This window comes from Buttiauxella sp. AC038, assembly GCF_979253565.1.
This window is the reverse complement of sequence record NZ_CEEDCQ010000001.1, coordinates 1,750,500-1,767,387: the sequence shown is the minus strand read 5'-3', so window position 1 is coordinate 1,767,387 and position 16,888 is coordinate 1,750,500. Positions and strand designations below refer to the sequence as shown.

Genomic DNA, 16,888 nt, shown 5'->3' with positions numbered 1-16,888 from the left:
TCGCGTTGCAGGAAGGCGGCAACTGCGTGCATCGCCGCGAGCTTAGTTAACTAAGTGACCGGTGTGCGCAAAGGAAGCCAACGCATCTGCAGCGTGAAATATGATGGTTAGATGCGTCCGTAGCGATCCTCGAAACGCACAATGTCGTCTTCTTCGAGGTAGGTGCCGGAACGCACTTCAATCAGATCGAGCGGGATTTTCCCTGGGTTTTCCAGGCAGTGGGTGACACCCAGCGGAATGTAGATGGACTCGTTTTCACCGAGCAGTTTCACTTCCTCACCCAGGGTCACTTTCGCGGTGCCGGCTACCACAATCCAGTGTTCGGCGCGGTGATGGTGCATCTGCAAAGACAAACCTTCGCCCGGTTTTACGGTGATGCGTTTCACCTGGTAGCGTTCGCCTTCGTCGATGGAGTCGTATTTGCCCCACGGGCGATACACTTCGCGGTGGTTGTGGTGTTCATGGCGACCATCGAATTTGATCTGCTCAACCACTTTCTTCACGCTTTGCACGTGATCGCGGTCGGCAATCAGCACCGCATCTTTGGTCTGCACAACAATCAGATCTTTCACGCCAACGGTGGTGACCAGGCCGGATTCGGCGTAGATGTAACTGTTCTCGGTAGAGTGACTGATCACATCACCGTGATGCACATTACCCTGCTGGTTTTTGGTGCTGATTTCCCACAGCGAAGACCATGAACCAACGTCGCTCCAGCCAGCATCCATTGGCACAACTACTGCATCGGCAGTTTTTTCCATCACCGCGTAGTCAATAGACTCGTCCGGACATGCCAGGAACGCGGCTTCATCGACACGCACAAAATCGAGATCCGGGTCGATGTTCGCCATCGCTTTTTCGCAGGCGCTGAGAATATCCGGGCGGAATTTTTTCAACTCTTCGAGGTAGCGCCCGGCGCGGAACAGGAACATACCGCTGTTCCAGTAATATTCGCCACTGGCGACGTAAGCCTGCGCGGTGGCGATATCCGGTTTTTCGACAAACTGCGCCACACCAAACGCAATTGCATCCACGTCTGGCGTATTCGGGTTTGAAACTTCGCCACGGCGAATGTAGCCGTAGCCCGTTTCTGGCAGATCCGGGACGATGCCGAAAGTCACCAGTTTGCCCGCTTCGGCATACGGCAGCGCATTACGCACCGCGCTTCGGAATGCATCTTCATCCTGGATAACATGGTCAGCGGCCAGTATCAGCATCAGCGGGTCATTTTCTGGCTGATTGCGTATTGCCGCCAGCGCTGCCAGCGCGATGGCTGGAGCGGTGTTGCGCCCGGCAGGCTCCAGCACAATATTTTCCGTCAGCTTGTTCAGCTCACGCAGCTGTTCAGCAACGATAAAACGGTGTTCTTCATTGCAAATTACCACCGGGCTTTCGCAATCGACGCCGTTTAAACGGCTAACGGTGGTTTGCAACATCGTCAGTTCGCCTTTCAGGCACAGGAACTGTTTCGGGTAAAGCACGCGGGACAACGGCCACAAACGGCTACCGTTTCCTCCAGCCATGATGACCGGATAGAGTCTGGAATTAGTCATAATTAACCCTGAATGTCCGCAATAAATTGATTCAACACGCTGTTTTTCTCGAGCGTGCGCTCGGCATATTCGCATGCCACGATGTTATGTTCCGGCAGTTGAAGGCAGCGCTGAATGCCATCGGCAAGGGCATCAACCGATTCCGGCTCAACACACACCGCGATACCGGAAAACGCATCGCAAAGTTGGCCGAGTTCGGTATCCGGTTCTGCGGTAATCACCGCATTACCGCCCACCGCAAGAATGTTGGTCAGTTTTGATGGCAGAACAGCATCAGCCGCACCTCGGCGCTGAATGACCAAATGGCAATCGGCAAGCTTAAGTAACGCTGGCAGCGCGTCGTAAGGCTGCAACGGATGGAACACCACGTTGTGCAGCCCTTTGTCCTGCGCCAGTTTTTGCAGGCGAGCCTTGCCGCCGCCCTGCCCGACAATCACGAATACATACGGCTGGAGGGCAAAACGCTCCGCCACTTCAATTACCGTCTCCAGTCCCTGTTTTTCGCCGATATTGCCGGAATAAAGGATGATTTTTTTATCAGCAGGCAATTGCAGGCTGTCACGAACCGCCAGAATTTCTTCACGGGAAATACCGCGAAAACGCTCTACTTCGGACCAGTTAGGGAAGAAGATCACTTTCTTCGGATCCACACCCTTTTCAGCCGCTTTGTTCATCATCGAACGCGAAATGGTCGAAACGTTGTCAACGTTATGCAGGCCACTTTGCTCAAAACGGCTGGCCAGTCGGGCCACTTTTCCTTGCTTTTTGCCCGCCATTCCGAGGCCGAGCATGGCGTCGACTTCGTAATCCTGAATATGTAACAGCGTGCGCGCGCCGCTCAATTTTGCTAGCAACCGCATGCCCGGCACAGAAAACAATGTTGGCACCACACCGATAATGCGATCCGGCTTCCAGCGGTGTTGTGCCAGCAGCGGAAATAATGAACTCAGTGCAAAGCTGCCCAAATGAATCAGGCGCTTTATCGTTGAAGGCTGCTTTGGTACATACAGCGGGCAGCGCCAGACAGTGGCGGCCCCCACTTCCTTCTTGTACTTCCAGGCGCAATAATCGGGATGCACTTCCCAAACCGGATAGTAAGGTGGGGCGGTAATAACACGCACTTCATGGCCCTGGCGTGTCATCCATTCAACCATTTCGCCGGTATATTTGCCGATGCCAGTTAATTCCGGGGAGTAGTTAATGCCGTAGACTAAAATTTTCATTTACTCTTCATCCTTCAACCTGCTTCTGCGTTGGCTGCACCCGCTCACCCCAGTCACTTACTTGAGTAAGCTCCTGAGGATTAATGAGAGACTCCTGTCTCTCACCGAAGGCCAGCCTTTGGCTGGTCAAATTCGTTCCCGACGAATTTGTCTCGGGTTTGCCGCCTTGACCCAGGCCGAATGATTTCGAGTAATAGCCCGGCGACTCCGCGCGTTTCTTATCAAGGAAATAAGCCCGACTGTTGTCATGCACATCATCACGAACCAACAATTCTTCAGGCGTTAACCAGCGATAAGCACTGTGTTGCGCATCCGGCAGTTGCAGCGCATCGGCATCAACACGCAGGCGGAATCCCAGCACGATGTAGTGCGTGGAGAAATCTGTGCCGGAGAAGTTGTCGTCATAGAAGTGCTGCCACACGCCGTAAAACTCGCCATCCTGCAAGGTGAACGCCGTACCTAATTCAGCCTCGGTTAAGCGCGCAAAAGCACGCTCCAGCGTTTCGTCTTTCTGTACCCGGCCTCCCGGCACGAACCAAAAGTTCTGCGCCGGGCGCTGAGTGCGTTGCCCCAACAGGAATTCTCCTGCCTGATTTTCAACGATCAGATCGATTGAGATCAGCGGTGTGGAGCGGACAACGGTTGAGAAGTCTTCAGCACTCAGAAACATATTTACCCCCGGAACCGTTGCTGGTTTTCGAGGAACCACTGGTAGGTGCTGGCAAGGCCAGGCTCCAAAGTGATTTCCGGATACCAGCCCAGGCGGCGCAGGCGGGTAACGTCCAGCAGTTTGCGCGGCGTGCCATCAGGCTTAGTGGCATCAAACACTACGCGCCCACGGTAACCCGTGACTTTGGCGATGGTTTGCGCCAGCTCGCGGATAGTGCAATCCACACCGGTGCCGACGTTAATGTGCGACAGCATCGGCTGGGTATTTTCCTGCCACACTTCGCTGGCCATTTCCATAATATGAATGCTGGCTGCCGCCATATCATCGACATGCAGGAATTCACGCATTGGCGTGCCGCTACCCCACACCACCACATCCGGCGAGTTTTGCTGCGTCGCTTCGTGGAAACGGCGCAGTAACGCAGGAATCACGTGCGAGTTACTTGGGTGGAAGTTATCGTTCGGCCCATACAAATTAGTTGGCATCACCGAACGATAATCACGACCGTACTGGCGGTTATATGACTCACACAGTTTGATACCGGCGATTTTGGCAATCGCATACGGCTCGTTAGTCGCTTCAAGCGTGCCTTGCAGCAGCTCGCTTTCCGCCATTGGCTGGTGAGCCATTTTCGGGTAAATGCACGATGAACCGAGGAACAACAGCTTATTCACATTGTGCGTATGCGCGCTGTGAATAATGTTGCTCTCAATAATCAGATTTTCGTAGATGAAGTCGGCCGGATAAGTGTTGTTGGCAACAATTCCGCCCACTTTTGCCGCTGCGAGGTAAACCTGGTCAATGCGCTCCTCGGCAAAGAAGGCATTCACCGCTGCACCATCTAACAGGTTCAGTTCATCGCGATTACGCAGCACCAGTTCGACATCAGCGCGTTGTTCAAGCTGACGGACGATGGCCGAACCGACCATCCCCCGATGGCCGGCAACAAAGATACGGTGTTTATTCATGCTCAGGACTCCAGCGCGATGGCAACCTCGTAACCATGGGACTTAAGCAACGAGTGTTTTTTCGCCGCTTCCAGATCTTTAGCGACCATTTCGCCAACCATCTCTTTAAGCGTGATTTCTGGTTTCCAGCCCAGTTTTTCGTGTGCTTTAGTTGGGTCACCCAGCAGGGTTTCCACTTCTGCAGGACGGAAGTAACGTGGGTCCACAGAGACAATCACATCACCTGGTTTCACACCCGGCGCATCGTGGCCCGTGACAGAAACAACAATGCCCTTCTCTTCCACACCCGTACCTTCAAAGCGCAGTTTGATACCCAGTTGTGCCGCTGACATTTCCACGAACTGACGCACGGAATACTGCACACCGGTGGCAATCACGAAATCCTCTGGCGTCTCTTGTTGCAGCATCATCCACTGCATTTTCACGTAGTCTTTGGCATGGCCCCAGTCACGCAGAGAATCCATGTTGCCCAGATACAGGCATTTTTCCAGGCCCTGAGAAATGTTGGCGATGGCGCGGGTGATTTTACGGGTCACGAAGGTTTCGCCACGGCGTGGGGATTCGTGGTTAAACAAAATCCCGTTACAGGCATACATACCGTAGGATTCGCGGTAGTTGACGGTGATCCAGTAGGCGTAAAGTTTGGCAACGGCATACGGAGAGCGCGGATAGAAAGGTGTGGTTTCTTTCTGCGGGGTTTCTTGTACCAGGCCGTAGAGCTCGGAAGTGGATGCCTGGTAGAAACGGGTTTTCTTCTCAAGGCCTAAGAAACGAATCGCTTCCAGCAGGCGCAGCGTACCCATGGCATCAACGTCTGCAGTGTATTCCGGGGATTCAAAAGAAACCGCTACATGGCTCATCGCGCCCAGGTTATACACTTCATCCGGCTGCACTTCGGAAAGAATACGGGTCAGGTTTGAGCTGTCCGTCAGATCACCGTAGTGCAGGTGGAATTTTGGGTTGCTGGTGTGCGGATCCTGGTAAATATGATCAACACGTTCGGTGTTGAAGGAAGAAGCACGTCGCTTAATACCATGAACTTCATAACCTTTTTCCAGCAGCAGTTCCGCCAGATAGGAGCCGTCTTGCCCGGTTACACCCGTGATGAGAGCTACTTTAGTCATAATAATTCCTATGATTGAAGATTAAATTAAGAGCTTTGCTTTAAATAAAGCGCTCACGCTCGATCGCGTATTTTTACTGCTGGGTTACCCCGGCAAACGGCATTCGCCGGTAATGATTTATAAATGCTGCTACGCGCACCCACGACGGTGCCATTTCCAATATTCACGCCAGGTGAAACAAATACATCGGTTGCCAGCCAGCATTTCTCACCGATAACAATTGGCGAGGCGGTAATATCAAAATGCTTACTCATATAATCGTGGCTACCGGTGCACAAATAACACTTTTGTGACACCACAGAATTCGCCCCTATCGTGATATCACCCAGCGTATACAACACTGCGTCATCACCTACCCAGGCATAATCACCTAGCGTTAATTTCCATGGGTAAGTAATTTTGACCGATGGACGAATCACAACACCTTTACCAATTCGTGCACCAAACAGGCGTAATAAAAAGGCACGCCAGCGATAAAATATTTGTGGCGACCAGGCAAATAATGTTGCTTGTACCGCCCACCACAGTTGAACCTTAATAGGGTGCCCACCCCGGAAACCTTTCGGTACCGAGAAGCCATTTAATTCCTGCATAATATTCCCTACGTTTTTGTCGGATGTCGCTGACGCTAATCCGACCTACAGAATCAGGCTTTGTTATAAAGTGCTTTTGCTTTTCCGGTAGTACGCAGACGGAGCTTATAAGATAATTCCGCAATAAATCCCGGCACGCCTAATATCTTGCGCTGAACATTTTTTGCATCCCGACACAATTCAATATTATTTGATGTCGACACGCCGCCCATGGAAAATTCAGATACCAACCCCTTGACGCGTTTAAATGCATAACCTTTTTTATACATACGTGCGGCAAGCGCATAATCCGATGAGACTTTATATTGCAGATCGTAAGGGTATTTACGCAGCCCTGATACTGGGAAAAATATCGCCTGATGGCTGGCTGGTAAACTGTGGTAGATATACCAGCCCTGCTTTGCGCGGCGTTCTATTTTTGTACCGTCGCCGAAATCTAATAACGCATCGCCAATCACCATCGCATTATCAGTCGAGGGCATAGCAGCCAGTTGATGCGCGACGGTGGCAATATCCTGGTGGAAAATGTCACCGGAATTGAGGAACAAAGCAAAGCGGCCCTGGGCCATCTCAATACCTTTGTTCATTGCATCATAAATGCCGTTATCTTTCTCGCTTACATAGCGTAACTGGTACTGACCATTGAGGTTTTCCAGAAACTCTGCGGTGCCGTCATTTGAGGCGCCATCCACAACAATCCACTCAAATGTGATGCCCGCAGCCTTCGCTAAGTGAGCCAGCGAATGCCAGGTTTTTTCTATTCCGGCGAGATTTTTATAAGCAACCGTGATGACACTTAGCAGCATTGTTATTGACCTCAGGTGTTCGTAATTTTGAGCGCCTTACGTAAAATAAATGGGCACACAATCAAGAACGCATATTCAGGGCTAAAAATTGAACCGGTAAAAAATAATGACACGGGTGTAAAAAGCCATAATTGAACGCGGTAATTTTCATTATTACCAAAAGCTGTGCGCATCATTTTAATGACTTTCCACATATACCAAATGGTCAGTAATACCGCGAACCATGAAAAATAAATAATTAACAGATACAAACCATTGTCTACTGTTTTACCGACATCCGCACCGTTAAAGATTCCGAATGATGCGACATATTCATATAAAGATCCGAAACGCACTACCCCGTCGATATTGGTTAATGAATACCCAACCATCGCTAACGGGCCAATAATTCGATAATAAGATGAAGAACCTTCGGTTCCCAAATCGCCAAGGCGGGTCGCGATATAAGGGAATGCGAATATTAACCCTACTAAAAACACGGAAAGAGAAATAATTGCTAATGGCAACTTCTTCTTTATGGCATTTTTATTAAGGTACTGGAATGCCCATTCAAGAAGATAGAACAGGATAAAAGTCATTACCCCTGAAAATGAACCTGAAAGCACTATCCCTAAAAGAATCATACCATCTGTTTTCGGTGTTTTGATACCAAACTGTTTGATACTGAGCCAAATTGAGATTAATGCCAGAGCGAAGAACGCCGGTTCAAAATAGAGTGCCGTGGTGCGCTTGCCACCGAAGCTAATAAAGTTCAGAACATAGCTATTACTGTATATAAGAAACTTCGAAATTTTCTCAATCAGGCTACTTCCACCGGTCAGAATAATCTGAGCCATTTCCGCCGCCGCAAGCATCACAATAATGCCCACCACACCATAAAATAACCGCAGAATTTTATGGTGATTACGCTGTGAAATAGTTTTGAAACGGCAACTCCATGTCATTGCCATAATCAGCACAATATAGACGAACAATAATGTCGAGGTGACGTATTTGCTGGCATCAAGCGATTGGCCAAAAATGTAGTTAAATGCAGTCAGTCCGGCACCGATACCCAGCGCAATCATCAATTTTTTGACGCTGATTCGTTCAATGTACAAAAAGAGGATTGCAGGTAAGAAGGTGACTATCGTTATTGGGAAGCTTTCCCCCAATGAGGCCAACTTGACGTTGACCACCAGATAGATAAACGGTAACAGCAGATAACTACAGATTCTGATAGAACGAGACATACTCCTCCAGCATCTGTTGCCCACTAAACGCCTGGCGGCTTGCAGCTTTAAATACCTGCAACTCTTTGCCAAACACCTGCTGCGCTAACTGCTCTTTTGGCATTTTCACCAGTTCGAGCACCCGAGCATCACTAAAGGTTTTGCCGCCAACTTTACGCAATACTTCGTCAGCAGCATCACTTTGCGTGGCGATAACCGGCACGCCAATGGATAACGCTTCACACAGAATCAGCGGGTAGTTATCTACCTGCGAGCTGAACACCAGCGAGTCCATTTCGTTAAGCTCGCTCATCAGTGCTTTTTTATCGGTCATATAACCGTGGTTCACCACGTTCGGGCCATTAAACGGCGAGAACTTACCGAAAGTGTGCAACTCGATTTCGTCGTCCAGCGCCATAATGGCCTGCACCAGTTGCTGATTAGTTTTGCCGTCGTAACGCAAATCATGGGCTACCACAGCTACTTTTGGCTTAACGCCCGCGGCTTGCGTGAGCGGTAATTCAGCCAGAATCGCTTCGGTTGCCACATCAATACCGTTATTGATGATTTTGCAGCGCCCTGCTCCGTAAATCAGGTTAAAGGCATCGGCCACATGCTGGCTTGGCGAAATAAACTTGCAGCCTAGCGCGAGCATTTCGCGGAACAACTGGCGTTTGGTGTGCACCAAAAGATGTGCACGATCCTTTTTCACGGGCGGGTAGTTGTTTAGCGTCGGGCATTTCTGGCAGCCAGTTTTCCAACCATCGCAACCATCCAGAAACGCACAGCGTCCGGTGATGCTCCAGTGGTCGTGGAGCGTCCAGACAAAAGTGACATCCGGTTTATGCGCTTTTACACGCTGGCAAAACGTCACCATCTCTTCGAGATTCAACCAATAACTGTGTACCACATGAAAATGCAGCACTACCGGGCCTTGGGCACGAGTCACTTTGCGATACAGGTTATTCAGGTTGCCGAATGGGTCGCGGTTGAAAAAGCGAAACAGAATAATGTTGGCGATAGACGTCAGGCGTGGGGTGTGTTTTTCCACGCCCTGGAACTTGTCATGGCTGGCACTTTTCTTGCCGCCTTTACCGTAGCCGTAAATAAATCGCGAGCTAAAACCTGCGGCATTGGCACGCTGATGAAGATCCAGCGCCACGCCCGCTGCGCCGCCTTCAGCGAGGCGCACGTTAAATTGCATGATATTCATTTGATTATTTTTACCTGTGCTTTTTCGCCAACCACCAGCGCATTGTCTGGCACGCTATCGAGTACCACGCTCCCAGCACCAACAATGACGTTATTCCCAAGCGTGATATCGCCAATAATCACCACGTTGGCACCCAGTTCGACACCGTTGCCAATCACCGGGCAGGCGTTGCTTTTGCCGCGATTACCGATGGTGACGCCGTGGCGAATGGTGAAGTCATCACCGGCGACCACGAATTTATTAATCACAACGGCATAACCGTGGTGAATGGTAAAACGACGCCCGATGGTTGCACCCGCCTGGATTTCATAGCCAAACAGGCATTCGGTCACAAAGCGATAAAGCAGGATTATCGGAGCTGCCCAAAGATTGTTGATGACGTTTTTTTGCGCCATACCGAGCAAAAGTGGGCAATACGGTAAGCCATCACCATGCAGCAAGGGCGAAGGCTCCAGGAGTTTGCGCGCAGGTCTTCAAGCACCGTTATTTCCCCCGCAATCCGTCAGCCAGACGCTTAGTATTGCGCACGCTCAAGAGCGCTAATAATGTGCGTAACGACATACGCTTGTTGCGGATCTGGTAAAGGGTAAATAGCTGATACTTCTTGCTGGCACGGTCGAATTTATCTTTGTGCTTTTGATAGAAATGGAAGTAACCGGCAAACTTTTTCGGTGATTTTGTGATCTGCATTTCACCGTGATTGATATGCAAAATTTGCGTAGCTTCTTCCACTTTCCACGGCTGACCATACTCCACCACCATACGCAGGAAAATATCGTAGTCCTGAGCCGCCGCGAGAGTGGTATCGAACAGGCAAGCTTTGAAGCGGTCAGCATAAGTAAACACCTGATTACCTATGATATTGCGCTTGTAAAACAGCTTTAATGAGAATGGAGATTTAGGGTAGAGCGGCAAGCTTGCGGGCTGCGAATAGACCTGGCCTTCACAGACATAGTCATTGGCGTAGAGAAATGCATGAGTCACCAATTGGTGTTTTTGCTCCAGGAATACCGACAGGCGGTTTGGCGTCCACTCATCATCGTCATCAATACCCGTAATTAATTCACCCGTGGCATTACAGATGGCCTGGTTGCGCACTGAGCAGGCACCCGAATTGAAATCATTGCGGGTATAACGCACGCGTGGGTCACCCAGCTCATCAACAAAGCGCTGAAGCTGCTCGAAAGAGGAAGAGCAGTCATCAACGATTAACATTTCCCAGTGTTCATAATCCTGGCGCAGCACCGATTTGATGGCGCGAATAGCCAACTGCTGGCGGTTCCATGTCGGCATATAAATAGAGATAAGTGGGCGTTTCATGGCGCTCCCCCGGAAATCGTTTTTATTTATTGGTAGATGGGGCTATCGCTTATCCACCCTACGGCGAGATTTGTAGGGCGAATAAGCAAAACGTCATCCGCCAGTTGATGCCTGATTACTTAGCATCAGATTTATATTCGTACTCGTAGTAACCGTAATCCTCGTACCCTGCCGCACGGCGGAAGATGGAGTTGAGGATCACACCACGTACGGTGACGCCATTTTGTTCAAAGCGGCTGAGACTGGTTTCGACCTCTTTGAGCGTATTTACCGCGTAGCGCGCCACCATCAGCGTGGTGCCCGCATGGCGACCCACAACAGCGGCGTCGGTAACGGCGAGAATCGGCGGGGTATCAATCAACACCAGGTCATAGCTTTTGCTTGCCCATGCGATTAACTCCGCAAAGCGCTCGCTCATCAGCAATTCGGAAGGGTTCGATGGCACGACACCGCGCGGCACAAGGTCAAAATTGGGTACGGAGGTTTTTTGCGCACAGCGGGTAATTTCTGCCTGGCCTGAGAGCACTTCTGCCAGACCGTTGTTGTTGGTGGTGCCTAGTAGTTCGTGGGTATAACCTTTGCGCATATCGCAGTCGATTAGCAGAACACGCTTATTGGTCTGGCTAATCACGGCAGCCAGGTTGGCACAAACAAACGTTTTACCAATCGACGGGCTAACACCTGTCAGCATCAGGACGTTATTGGATGCCTGCATCATGGCGAAATGAAGGCTGGTACGCAGGCTGCGAATCGCTTCAATGGCCAGATCCGTCGGATTCCCCACCGCCAGTAGTTGGCTTTGCTTATTGCGCTTCGCCGCTTTAACACTGCGCACCGTGGCGTTGTCGCGCGATTTCTGCCATTCAGAAAGTGGGATGCTGGCGTACACACCAATCCCGGCCTCTTCGAGTACCGCTGGGCTTTCGATACCACGGTTGAACAAGGAGCGTAACAGCACGCCCATGATGGACAACATCAGGCCAAGAATAATGCTGCCGAGAATAATCAGGGCACGCTGCGGTTTCACCATGCCTGGTTGAGCAATGGCCGCATCGACGATACGCACATCACCCACGGTACTGGCTTCGGTGATTTTCAACTCTTGCTGCTTGTTCAACAGCTGCATGTATACCTGTTGACCAGACTCGACATCACGCGTTAAACGCACGATTTCTTGCTGCGTTTTCGGCATCGCGGTAACACGCCCGTTCAGCCGCGCTTTTTCATCGAGCAACGTCTGACGTTTTTCCAGTAAGGTGCGATAAGCCGGGTGAACCTTGGTATAGAGTTTGGAAATCTCCGCCTCTTTGAAGGTCAATTCATTGAGCTGCGCATCAATGTTCACCATGGTGTCGAGCACGGATTTGGCTTCCAGTGACAGGTCAACCGAGTCTTGCTGTTGGCGATAGGCATTCAGTTTATTTTCGGCAGCATCGAGGCGGCTGCGGACTTCCGGCAACTGCTGCGCTAAGAATTGCAGGCTTTTGGCCGCTTCTTCCGATTTACGCTGCACGTTCTGCGCCAGGTAGTTACGCGTAATGCTGTCGAGGATAGTGCGGATTTGGTCTTTGTCTTCACCGGTATAAGAGAGGCTTAACACGCCGGTATCTTTGCCGTTTTCAGCCACGGTCAGGTTGCCCTGAAGCTGATTGATCATGCCAAGCGTTGAGTATTTATTAACGGTAAAGGTATCGCCCACTTGCGCTTTAATCGCGCTCACTAACATCGTGATGCCGCCCTGACTCAGTGGCTGACCCACCTGCCCTTTGGCGCTAAAACCGTTGTCGTTAGTCAGCAAATACTGTGTTGGACTAACCACTTCCACAGTAAATACATTTTTGGCCTGCCCTGCCGGGAGGTTAAAGGTATCAACAACAACGGTATCGTTCTGGCGGCCTTGCAGCCTGTCCCAGCCCGCACCTAATAACCAGAAGCTATTTTTTTCGACTGAAATATCCAGGTTAAGATCGTCGACCGTTTTACCCAATACCAGGCGCGACTGAATCAGCTGCATCTCGGCAGCGGAAGCAGGCGGCTTGTTAGATAGCGCGGAGCTGATGTCGTTGACTAACGAATTACCGGCGTTTTGTTCGATTTGCACCAGTGCATCGGCTTTATAAATTGGCGTGGCGAACATGGCATATATGGTGGCAAGTATCGCAAAGATGGCGGTGATCCCCAGAACCCACCAACGGGCTTCAAGGACCGTTCCGAACAATCGGCCAATATCGATTTCGTCATTGCCCTCAGTCGGGGCGCTCGAACGGCGTGCTTTTTCTGTCATTGTTATCCCTGATGAGCGTTGAGTGCGTTAGCCCATTTTTGGGCGTTCTGGTCCAGAAGACCGTAAACCGCTTCAAAAGCGTCGTGGCTTTTGCGATACGGATCGGGAATTTCCCGTTCCGCATCCCAGTGACCAAACAGCATCACTTTGCCGCGCATCTCTGGAGCCATTTCGCAAAGTGCGGAGATATGGCGTTTTTCCATGGCGAGGATCAGGTCGTATTCGCGGCACATTTTGCCGGAAACCTGTTTTGCACAGTGCCCCTCAAGGGAGAGGTTATGCTGCTCGGCGACGCGAATGGCACCAGCATCAGCCCCCTTCCCGACCAAAGCCCCCAGCCCCGCCGAAGTCACAGTCAGCTCCGGGTGATAGCTTTTGAGTAACCGCTCAGCGGTTGGGGAACGGCAAATATTCCCCACACAGACAACCAAAATTTTGTTGAACATAGCGCGTTACCAGGTATGGATATCTTTGGCGGTATCCGTCATATAACGAACGCCACTGATCGTCGGCAGCAGTTGGTTGATCAGACGATTCCAACGCGTGACAGGTGCTGTGGTCACATACACCACATCGTAAGGTTGCAACTGGAATTCGGTGCCCATCACCAGCGACGTCGCATCCGACATATCGAGCTGATAAATGTTGGCGATTTTGCCGCCCTGCTTCTCTTTGATTGGGCGAATCACGAAGATGCCGCTGGCATTGGAAGCCGTCATATCCAGACCTTCGGCCTGACCCAGCGCTTCGGTCAGCGTCATGCCGCTGAAGTCCATTTTCAGGGTGGTTTGTTTCTTCACTTCACCCATCACGAACACTTTCAGATCGTCATTGCGCGGCACGAATAAAATGTCGCCGGGATAAAGCAGATGGTTCTGGCTCAGGTCGCCGTTTTGCATCAGCGCTTGCAGGGAAATCCGTTTTTCCTGGCCGTTGTGCGTCAGCACCACATTGCGCCAGTCAGCGGCATCAGTCAGACCGCCTGCGGCATTGATAGCATCGAGAATAGTGAGCGGTACGTTGGTAATGGCCTGCTGGCCGGATTTATTCACCTGACCTGAGACATAGGCTTTTTGCGAGCGGAAGCCAGCGATATTAACGTCCACCTGCGGGTCAGCGATGTACGTCGCAAGGCGGCCGGTAATATCACTGCGGATTTCAGACAAGGTTTTACCCGCGACTTTTACTTTGCCGACATACGGATAAAACATGGTGCCATCTGACTGTACCCAGTTACCCGCATCGCTTGAGCTACGGTATTGGCCTGCTGGAGTGGTGAGTTCTGGGTGATCCCAGACCGTGACATTCAGAACATCTCCTGGCCCCACACGGTATTGGTAGGCGGAGATCTCCTGGTCGAGAGACATATTTGGCTGTGCGACCGCCGGACGTACACGTAATTGCTCAACCAGACGCGGCGTTAACGGATACACGTTGACCATGCGGTCCAGATCAAAATCTGAATCCTGTTGCTTGATAACGTCTTTCCCCATCGTAGACATATTGCTACCGGGGAGTACTGTGCAACCACTCATAAGGGCTACTGACACCAATAAAGGCATCAATTTAAGTTTGTATTTAATCATTGAGTATTTATCACTATGGCAGAGTAATTATCCTGATCGAATAAAATAAGTGGCTCGTTAGGCTTATCAGTGAGATATAAAATTGGCCCCAAATGTAGATCTAACTAAATGGCATAATTCCTAAAAAGCACTTATTTAGACATCATGATGGCGACAGAATAACCGAGGCTTATTCTCTGGCCTTCGGGCATGCTACCGCCCCTGGTTTACAGTCACCAACCTACTGAAAAAAGACAATTTATAAGAAGTAACGATTCCAGGAAGTAAACCCAAAGAATAATTCTCTGGAGATAAGCCCTATGGCACCAGGTTAAATATCACAGCTTCAGCGAATATAAAAAATACATCTAATATCAGACACCGATATCGATTGTTACAGCTAACCCTATATCAGGCAAGGTTCCACCGAACCAGACAGGGACTTTTAAGAATAATATTAACGGCACATTTACACACGTTTAGGAATTTCTTTATATTGACAGAATATGAATAAGTGATAAGTCACAATGTGATATACAGATATATCTCATGTGAATTTCATTATAATAAGAACCACTGAACCATTATTAAAAAATAATTAATAATTTACCTTAGTGATTAAATGGAATTAACCAGGCAATATTTAACATTTAAAGGGCAACATGATTTATCCCACCCTGCGGCATTGCAATTTCCCGCGCGGTTAACCATCCTTTAAGTGTGACGTTTGTCATCTAACAAGAGGTGCATTAAGGCATGGAATGGATTGCCGACCCCTCAATCTGGGCCGGATTGATAACGTTAGTCGTTATTGAACTGGTCCTCGGTATCGATAACCTGGTGTTTATCGCTATCCTTGCCGAAAAGCTCCCCCTTCTCAACGCGACAAAGCACGCGTTACCGGGCTCATTCTTGCCATGTTGATGCGCTTACTGTTGCTGGCCTCCATTTCATGGCTGGTCACGTTGACACGGCCACTATTCAGCGTGGGCGAACTCGGATTCAGCGCCCGTGATCTGATCATGCTCTTTGGTGGGTTATTCCTTTTATTTAAGGCGACTGTTGAGCTCAACGAACGGCTTGAGGGCAAAGATAGCGAAAACCACACGCAGCGGCGCGGTGCACGGTTCTGGCCCGTGGTCGCACAAATCGTCATTCTGGATGCAGTCTTTTCCCTCGATTCGGTGATAACCGCCGTGGGCATGGTCGACCATCTGCCCGTGATGATGGCCGCAGTGATAATCGCGATTTGCCTGATGCTGCTCGCCAGTAAAGCACTCACGCGCTTCGTGAATAACCATCCTACTATTGTGATTCTGTGCCTGAGTTTCCTGCTGATGATAGGTTTTAGCCTGGTCGCAGATGGCTTTGGCTACCATATCCCGAAAGGCTATTTATACGCTGCTATCGGGTTCTCGGTGATGATTGAAAGTTTAAACCAGCTGGCAATATTCAACCGCCGCCGCTTTCTATCTGCCGATCAATCGTTGCGCCAACGCACCGCCGAAGCGGTGCTGCGTTTGTTGAATGGTAAGAAGGAAGAGGCTGAACTGGATGCTCAAACCGCATCGCTGATTGCTGACCACGCCCGGCAAGATGAGATATTTGAGCCACAAGAGCGGCTGATGATTGAACGAGTGCTTAATCTCAACCAGCGCACGGTGAGCAGCATCATGACATCACGTCACGATGTCGAACACATTAAACTGGCCGACCCGGAAGAACAAATACGAGCCTTGCTTGATAAGAACCAGCATACACGCGTGGTAATAACTGGTGAGAGCGATGAGATTCTGGGCGTAGTACACGTCATTGATTTGCTCCAGCAGTCACTCAAAGGCGAACCGCTCAACCTCGAAGTGTTAATTCGCCAACCGCTTGTCTTCCCTGAAACACTGCCTTTATTGGCCGCACTCGAGCAGTTCCGCAACGCCAGAACCCACTTTGCCTTTGTGGTTGATGAGTTTGGCTCGGTCGAAGGTGTGGTGACATTGAGTGATGTGATGGAAACCATTGCCGGTAACTTGCCCAATGAAGCTGAAGAGATAGACGCGCGCCATGATATTCAGAAAAACCCTGATGGGACGTGGACCGCAAACGGTCATATGCCGCTCGAAGACTTAGTGCAGTATGTGCCAATACCACTGGATGATAAACGTAACTATCACACGATTGCTGGGCTGCTGATGGAGGCGTTACAACATATTCCGGTAACAGGAGAAGCTGTTCAGGTAGGGGATTTTCTGTTGCGGACATTGCAGGTGGAAAGCCATCGCGTACAGAAGGTGCAAATTGTGCCGAAGACCCGCGACGATGAGATGGATTTTGAGGTGTGATTTAAATAAAAAAGTCGGATGT

General features: G+C 50.2%; 13 protein-coding genes and 3 pseudogenes. 2 read left to right on the top strand and 14 right to left on the bottom strand.

Annotated elements, in window-relative coordinates; translation table 11 throughout:
• Nucleotides 1-107: 107 nt before the first annotated feature.
• From cpsB to AC0IXI_RS08335, 14 genes and pseudogenes are all read right to left on the bottom strand, one after another.
• On the bottom strand, nt 108-1,553 hold the full coding sequence (gene cpsB / locus AC0IXI_RS08400) for a mannose-1-phosphate guanyltransferase (RefSeq protein WP_471682234.1): 1,446 nt from the start codon (nt 1,551-1,553) through the stop codon (nt 108-110).
• Between the two features lie 2 nt (nt 1,554-1,555).
• Complete coding sequence (locus tag AC0IXI_RS08395) at nt 1,556-2,776, bottom strand: WcaI family glycosyltransferase (protein ID WP_471682233.1); 1,221 nt, start codon at nt 2,774-2,776, stop codon at nt 1,556-1,558.
• 205 nt (nt 2,777-2,981) lie between these two features.
• Nucleotides 2,982-3,446: pseudogene (locus AC0IXI_RS08390) on the bottom strand (GDP-mannose mannosyl hydrolase); the annotation flags it as partial.
• A gap of 2 nt (nt 3,447-3,448) precedes the next feature.
• Entirely contained in the window at nt 3,449-4,414 is a 966-nt protein-coding gene (gene fcl / locus AC0IXI_RS08385; RefSeq protein WP_134185400.1) for a GDP-L-fucose synthase, read from the bottom strand.
• 2 nt (nt 4,415-4,416) lie between these two features.
• Nucleotides 4,417-5,538, bottom strand: coding sequence for a GDP-mannose 4,6-dehydratase (gmd, locus tag AC0IXI_RS08380; RefSeq protein WP_064512223.1), 1,122 nt, complete (start codon nt 5,536-5,538; stop codon nt 4,417-4,419).
• A 53-nt stretch (nt 5,539-5,591) separates the two neighbouring features.
• Complete coding sequence (wcaF, locus tag AC0IXI_RS08375; RefSeq protein ID WP_134185396.1) at nt 5,592-6,131, bottom strand: colanic acid biosynthesis acetyltransferase WcaF; 540 nt, start codon at nt 6,129-6,131, stop codon at nt 5,592-5,594.
• 53 nt (nt 6,132-6,184) lie between these two features.
• On the bottom strand, nt 6,185-6,937 hold the full coding sequence (wcaE, locus tag AC0IXI_RS08370; RefSeq protein WP_471682232.1) for a colanic acid biosynthesis glycosyltransferase WcaE: 753 nt from the start codon (nt 6,935-6,937) through the stop codon (nt 6,185-6,187).
• 11 nt (nt 6,938-6,948) lie between these two features.
• Nucleotides 6,949-8,169, bottom strand: a complete 1,221-nt coding sequence (wcaD, locus tag AC0IXI_RS08365) for a colanic acid polymerase WcaD (protein ID WP_064512230.1) — start codon at nt 8,167-8,169, stop codon at nt 6,949-6,951.
• On the bottom strand, nt 8,144-9,361 hold the full coding sequence (locus AC0IXI_RS08360) for a glycosyltransferase (RefSeq protein WP_471682231.1): 1,218 nt from the start codon (nt 9,359-9,361) through the stop codon (nt 8,144-8,146). Before AC0IXI_RS08360 ends, wcaD begins: the two co-directional genes overlap by 26 nt.
• A pseudogene (wcaB, locus tag AC0IXI_RS08355) lies at nt 9,358-9,842 on the bottom strand (colanic acid biosynthesis acetyltransferase WcaB). The gene AC0IXI_RS08360 and the pseudogene wcaB overlap by 4 nt, the downstream one beginning before the upstream one ends.
• A 2-nt stretch (nt 9,843-9,844) precedes the next feature.
• Entirely contained in the window at nt 9,845-10,681 is an 837-nt protein-coding gene (gene wcaA, locus AC0IXI_RS08350; protein ID WP_064512236.1) for a colanic acid biosynthesis glycosyltransferase WcaA, read from the bottom strand.
• Nucleotides 10,682-10,796: 115 nt separating this feature from the next.
• The gene (gene wzc, locus AC0IXI_RS08345) at nt 10,797-12,965 is read right to left on the bottom strand and encodes a tyrosine-protein kinase Wzc (protein ID WP_134185386.1); all 2,169 of its coding nucleotides are present in this window, start codon (nt 12,963-12,965) and stop codon (nt 10,797-10,799) included.
• 2 nt (nt 12,966-12,967) lie between these two features.
• Nucleotides 12,968-13,411 (bottom strand): low molecular weight protein-tyrosine-phosphatase Wzb, encoded by a 444-nt coding sequence (wzb, locus tag AC0IXI_RS08340; protein WP_064512241.1) that lies wholly within the window; start codon nt 13,409-13,411, stop codon nt 12,968-12,970.
• A gap of 6 nt (nt 13,412-13,417) precedes the next feature.
• Nucleotides 13,418-14,551, bottom strand: a complete 1,134-nt coding sequence (locus tag AC0IXI_RS08335; protein WP_134185384.1) for a polysaccharide export protein — start codon at nt 14,549-14,551, stop codon at nt 13,418-13,420.
• Nucleotides 14,552-15,286: 735 nt separating this feature from the next.
• Between AC0IXI_RS08335 and AC0IXI_RS08330 the strand changes: the two are divergent.
• Nucleotides 15,287-15,834, top strand: a pseudogene (locus AC0IXI_RS08330) (TerC family protein); the annotation flags it as partial.
• A gap of 33 nt (nt 15,835-15,867) precedes the next feature.
• Nucleotides 15,868-16,866 (top strand): hemolysin family protein, encoded by a 999-nt coding sequence (locus AC0IXI_RS08325; RefSeq protein WP_471683214.1) that lies wholly within the window; start codon nt 15,868-15,870, stop codon nt 16,864-16,866.
• Nucleotides 16,867-16,888 lie beyond the last annotated feature (22 nt).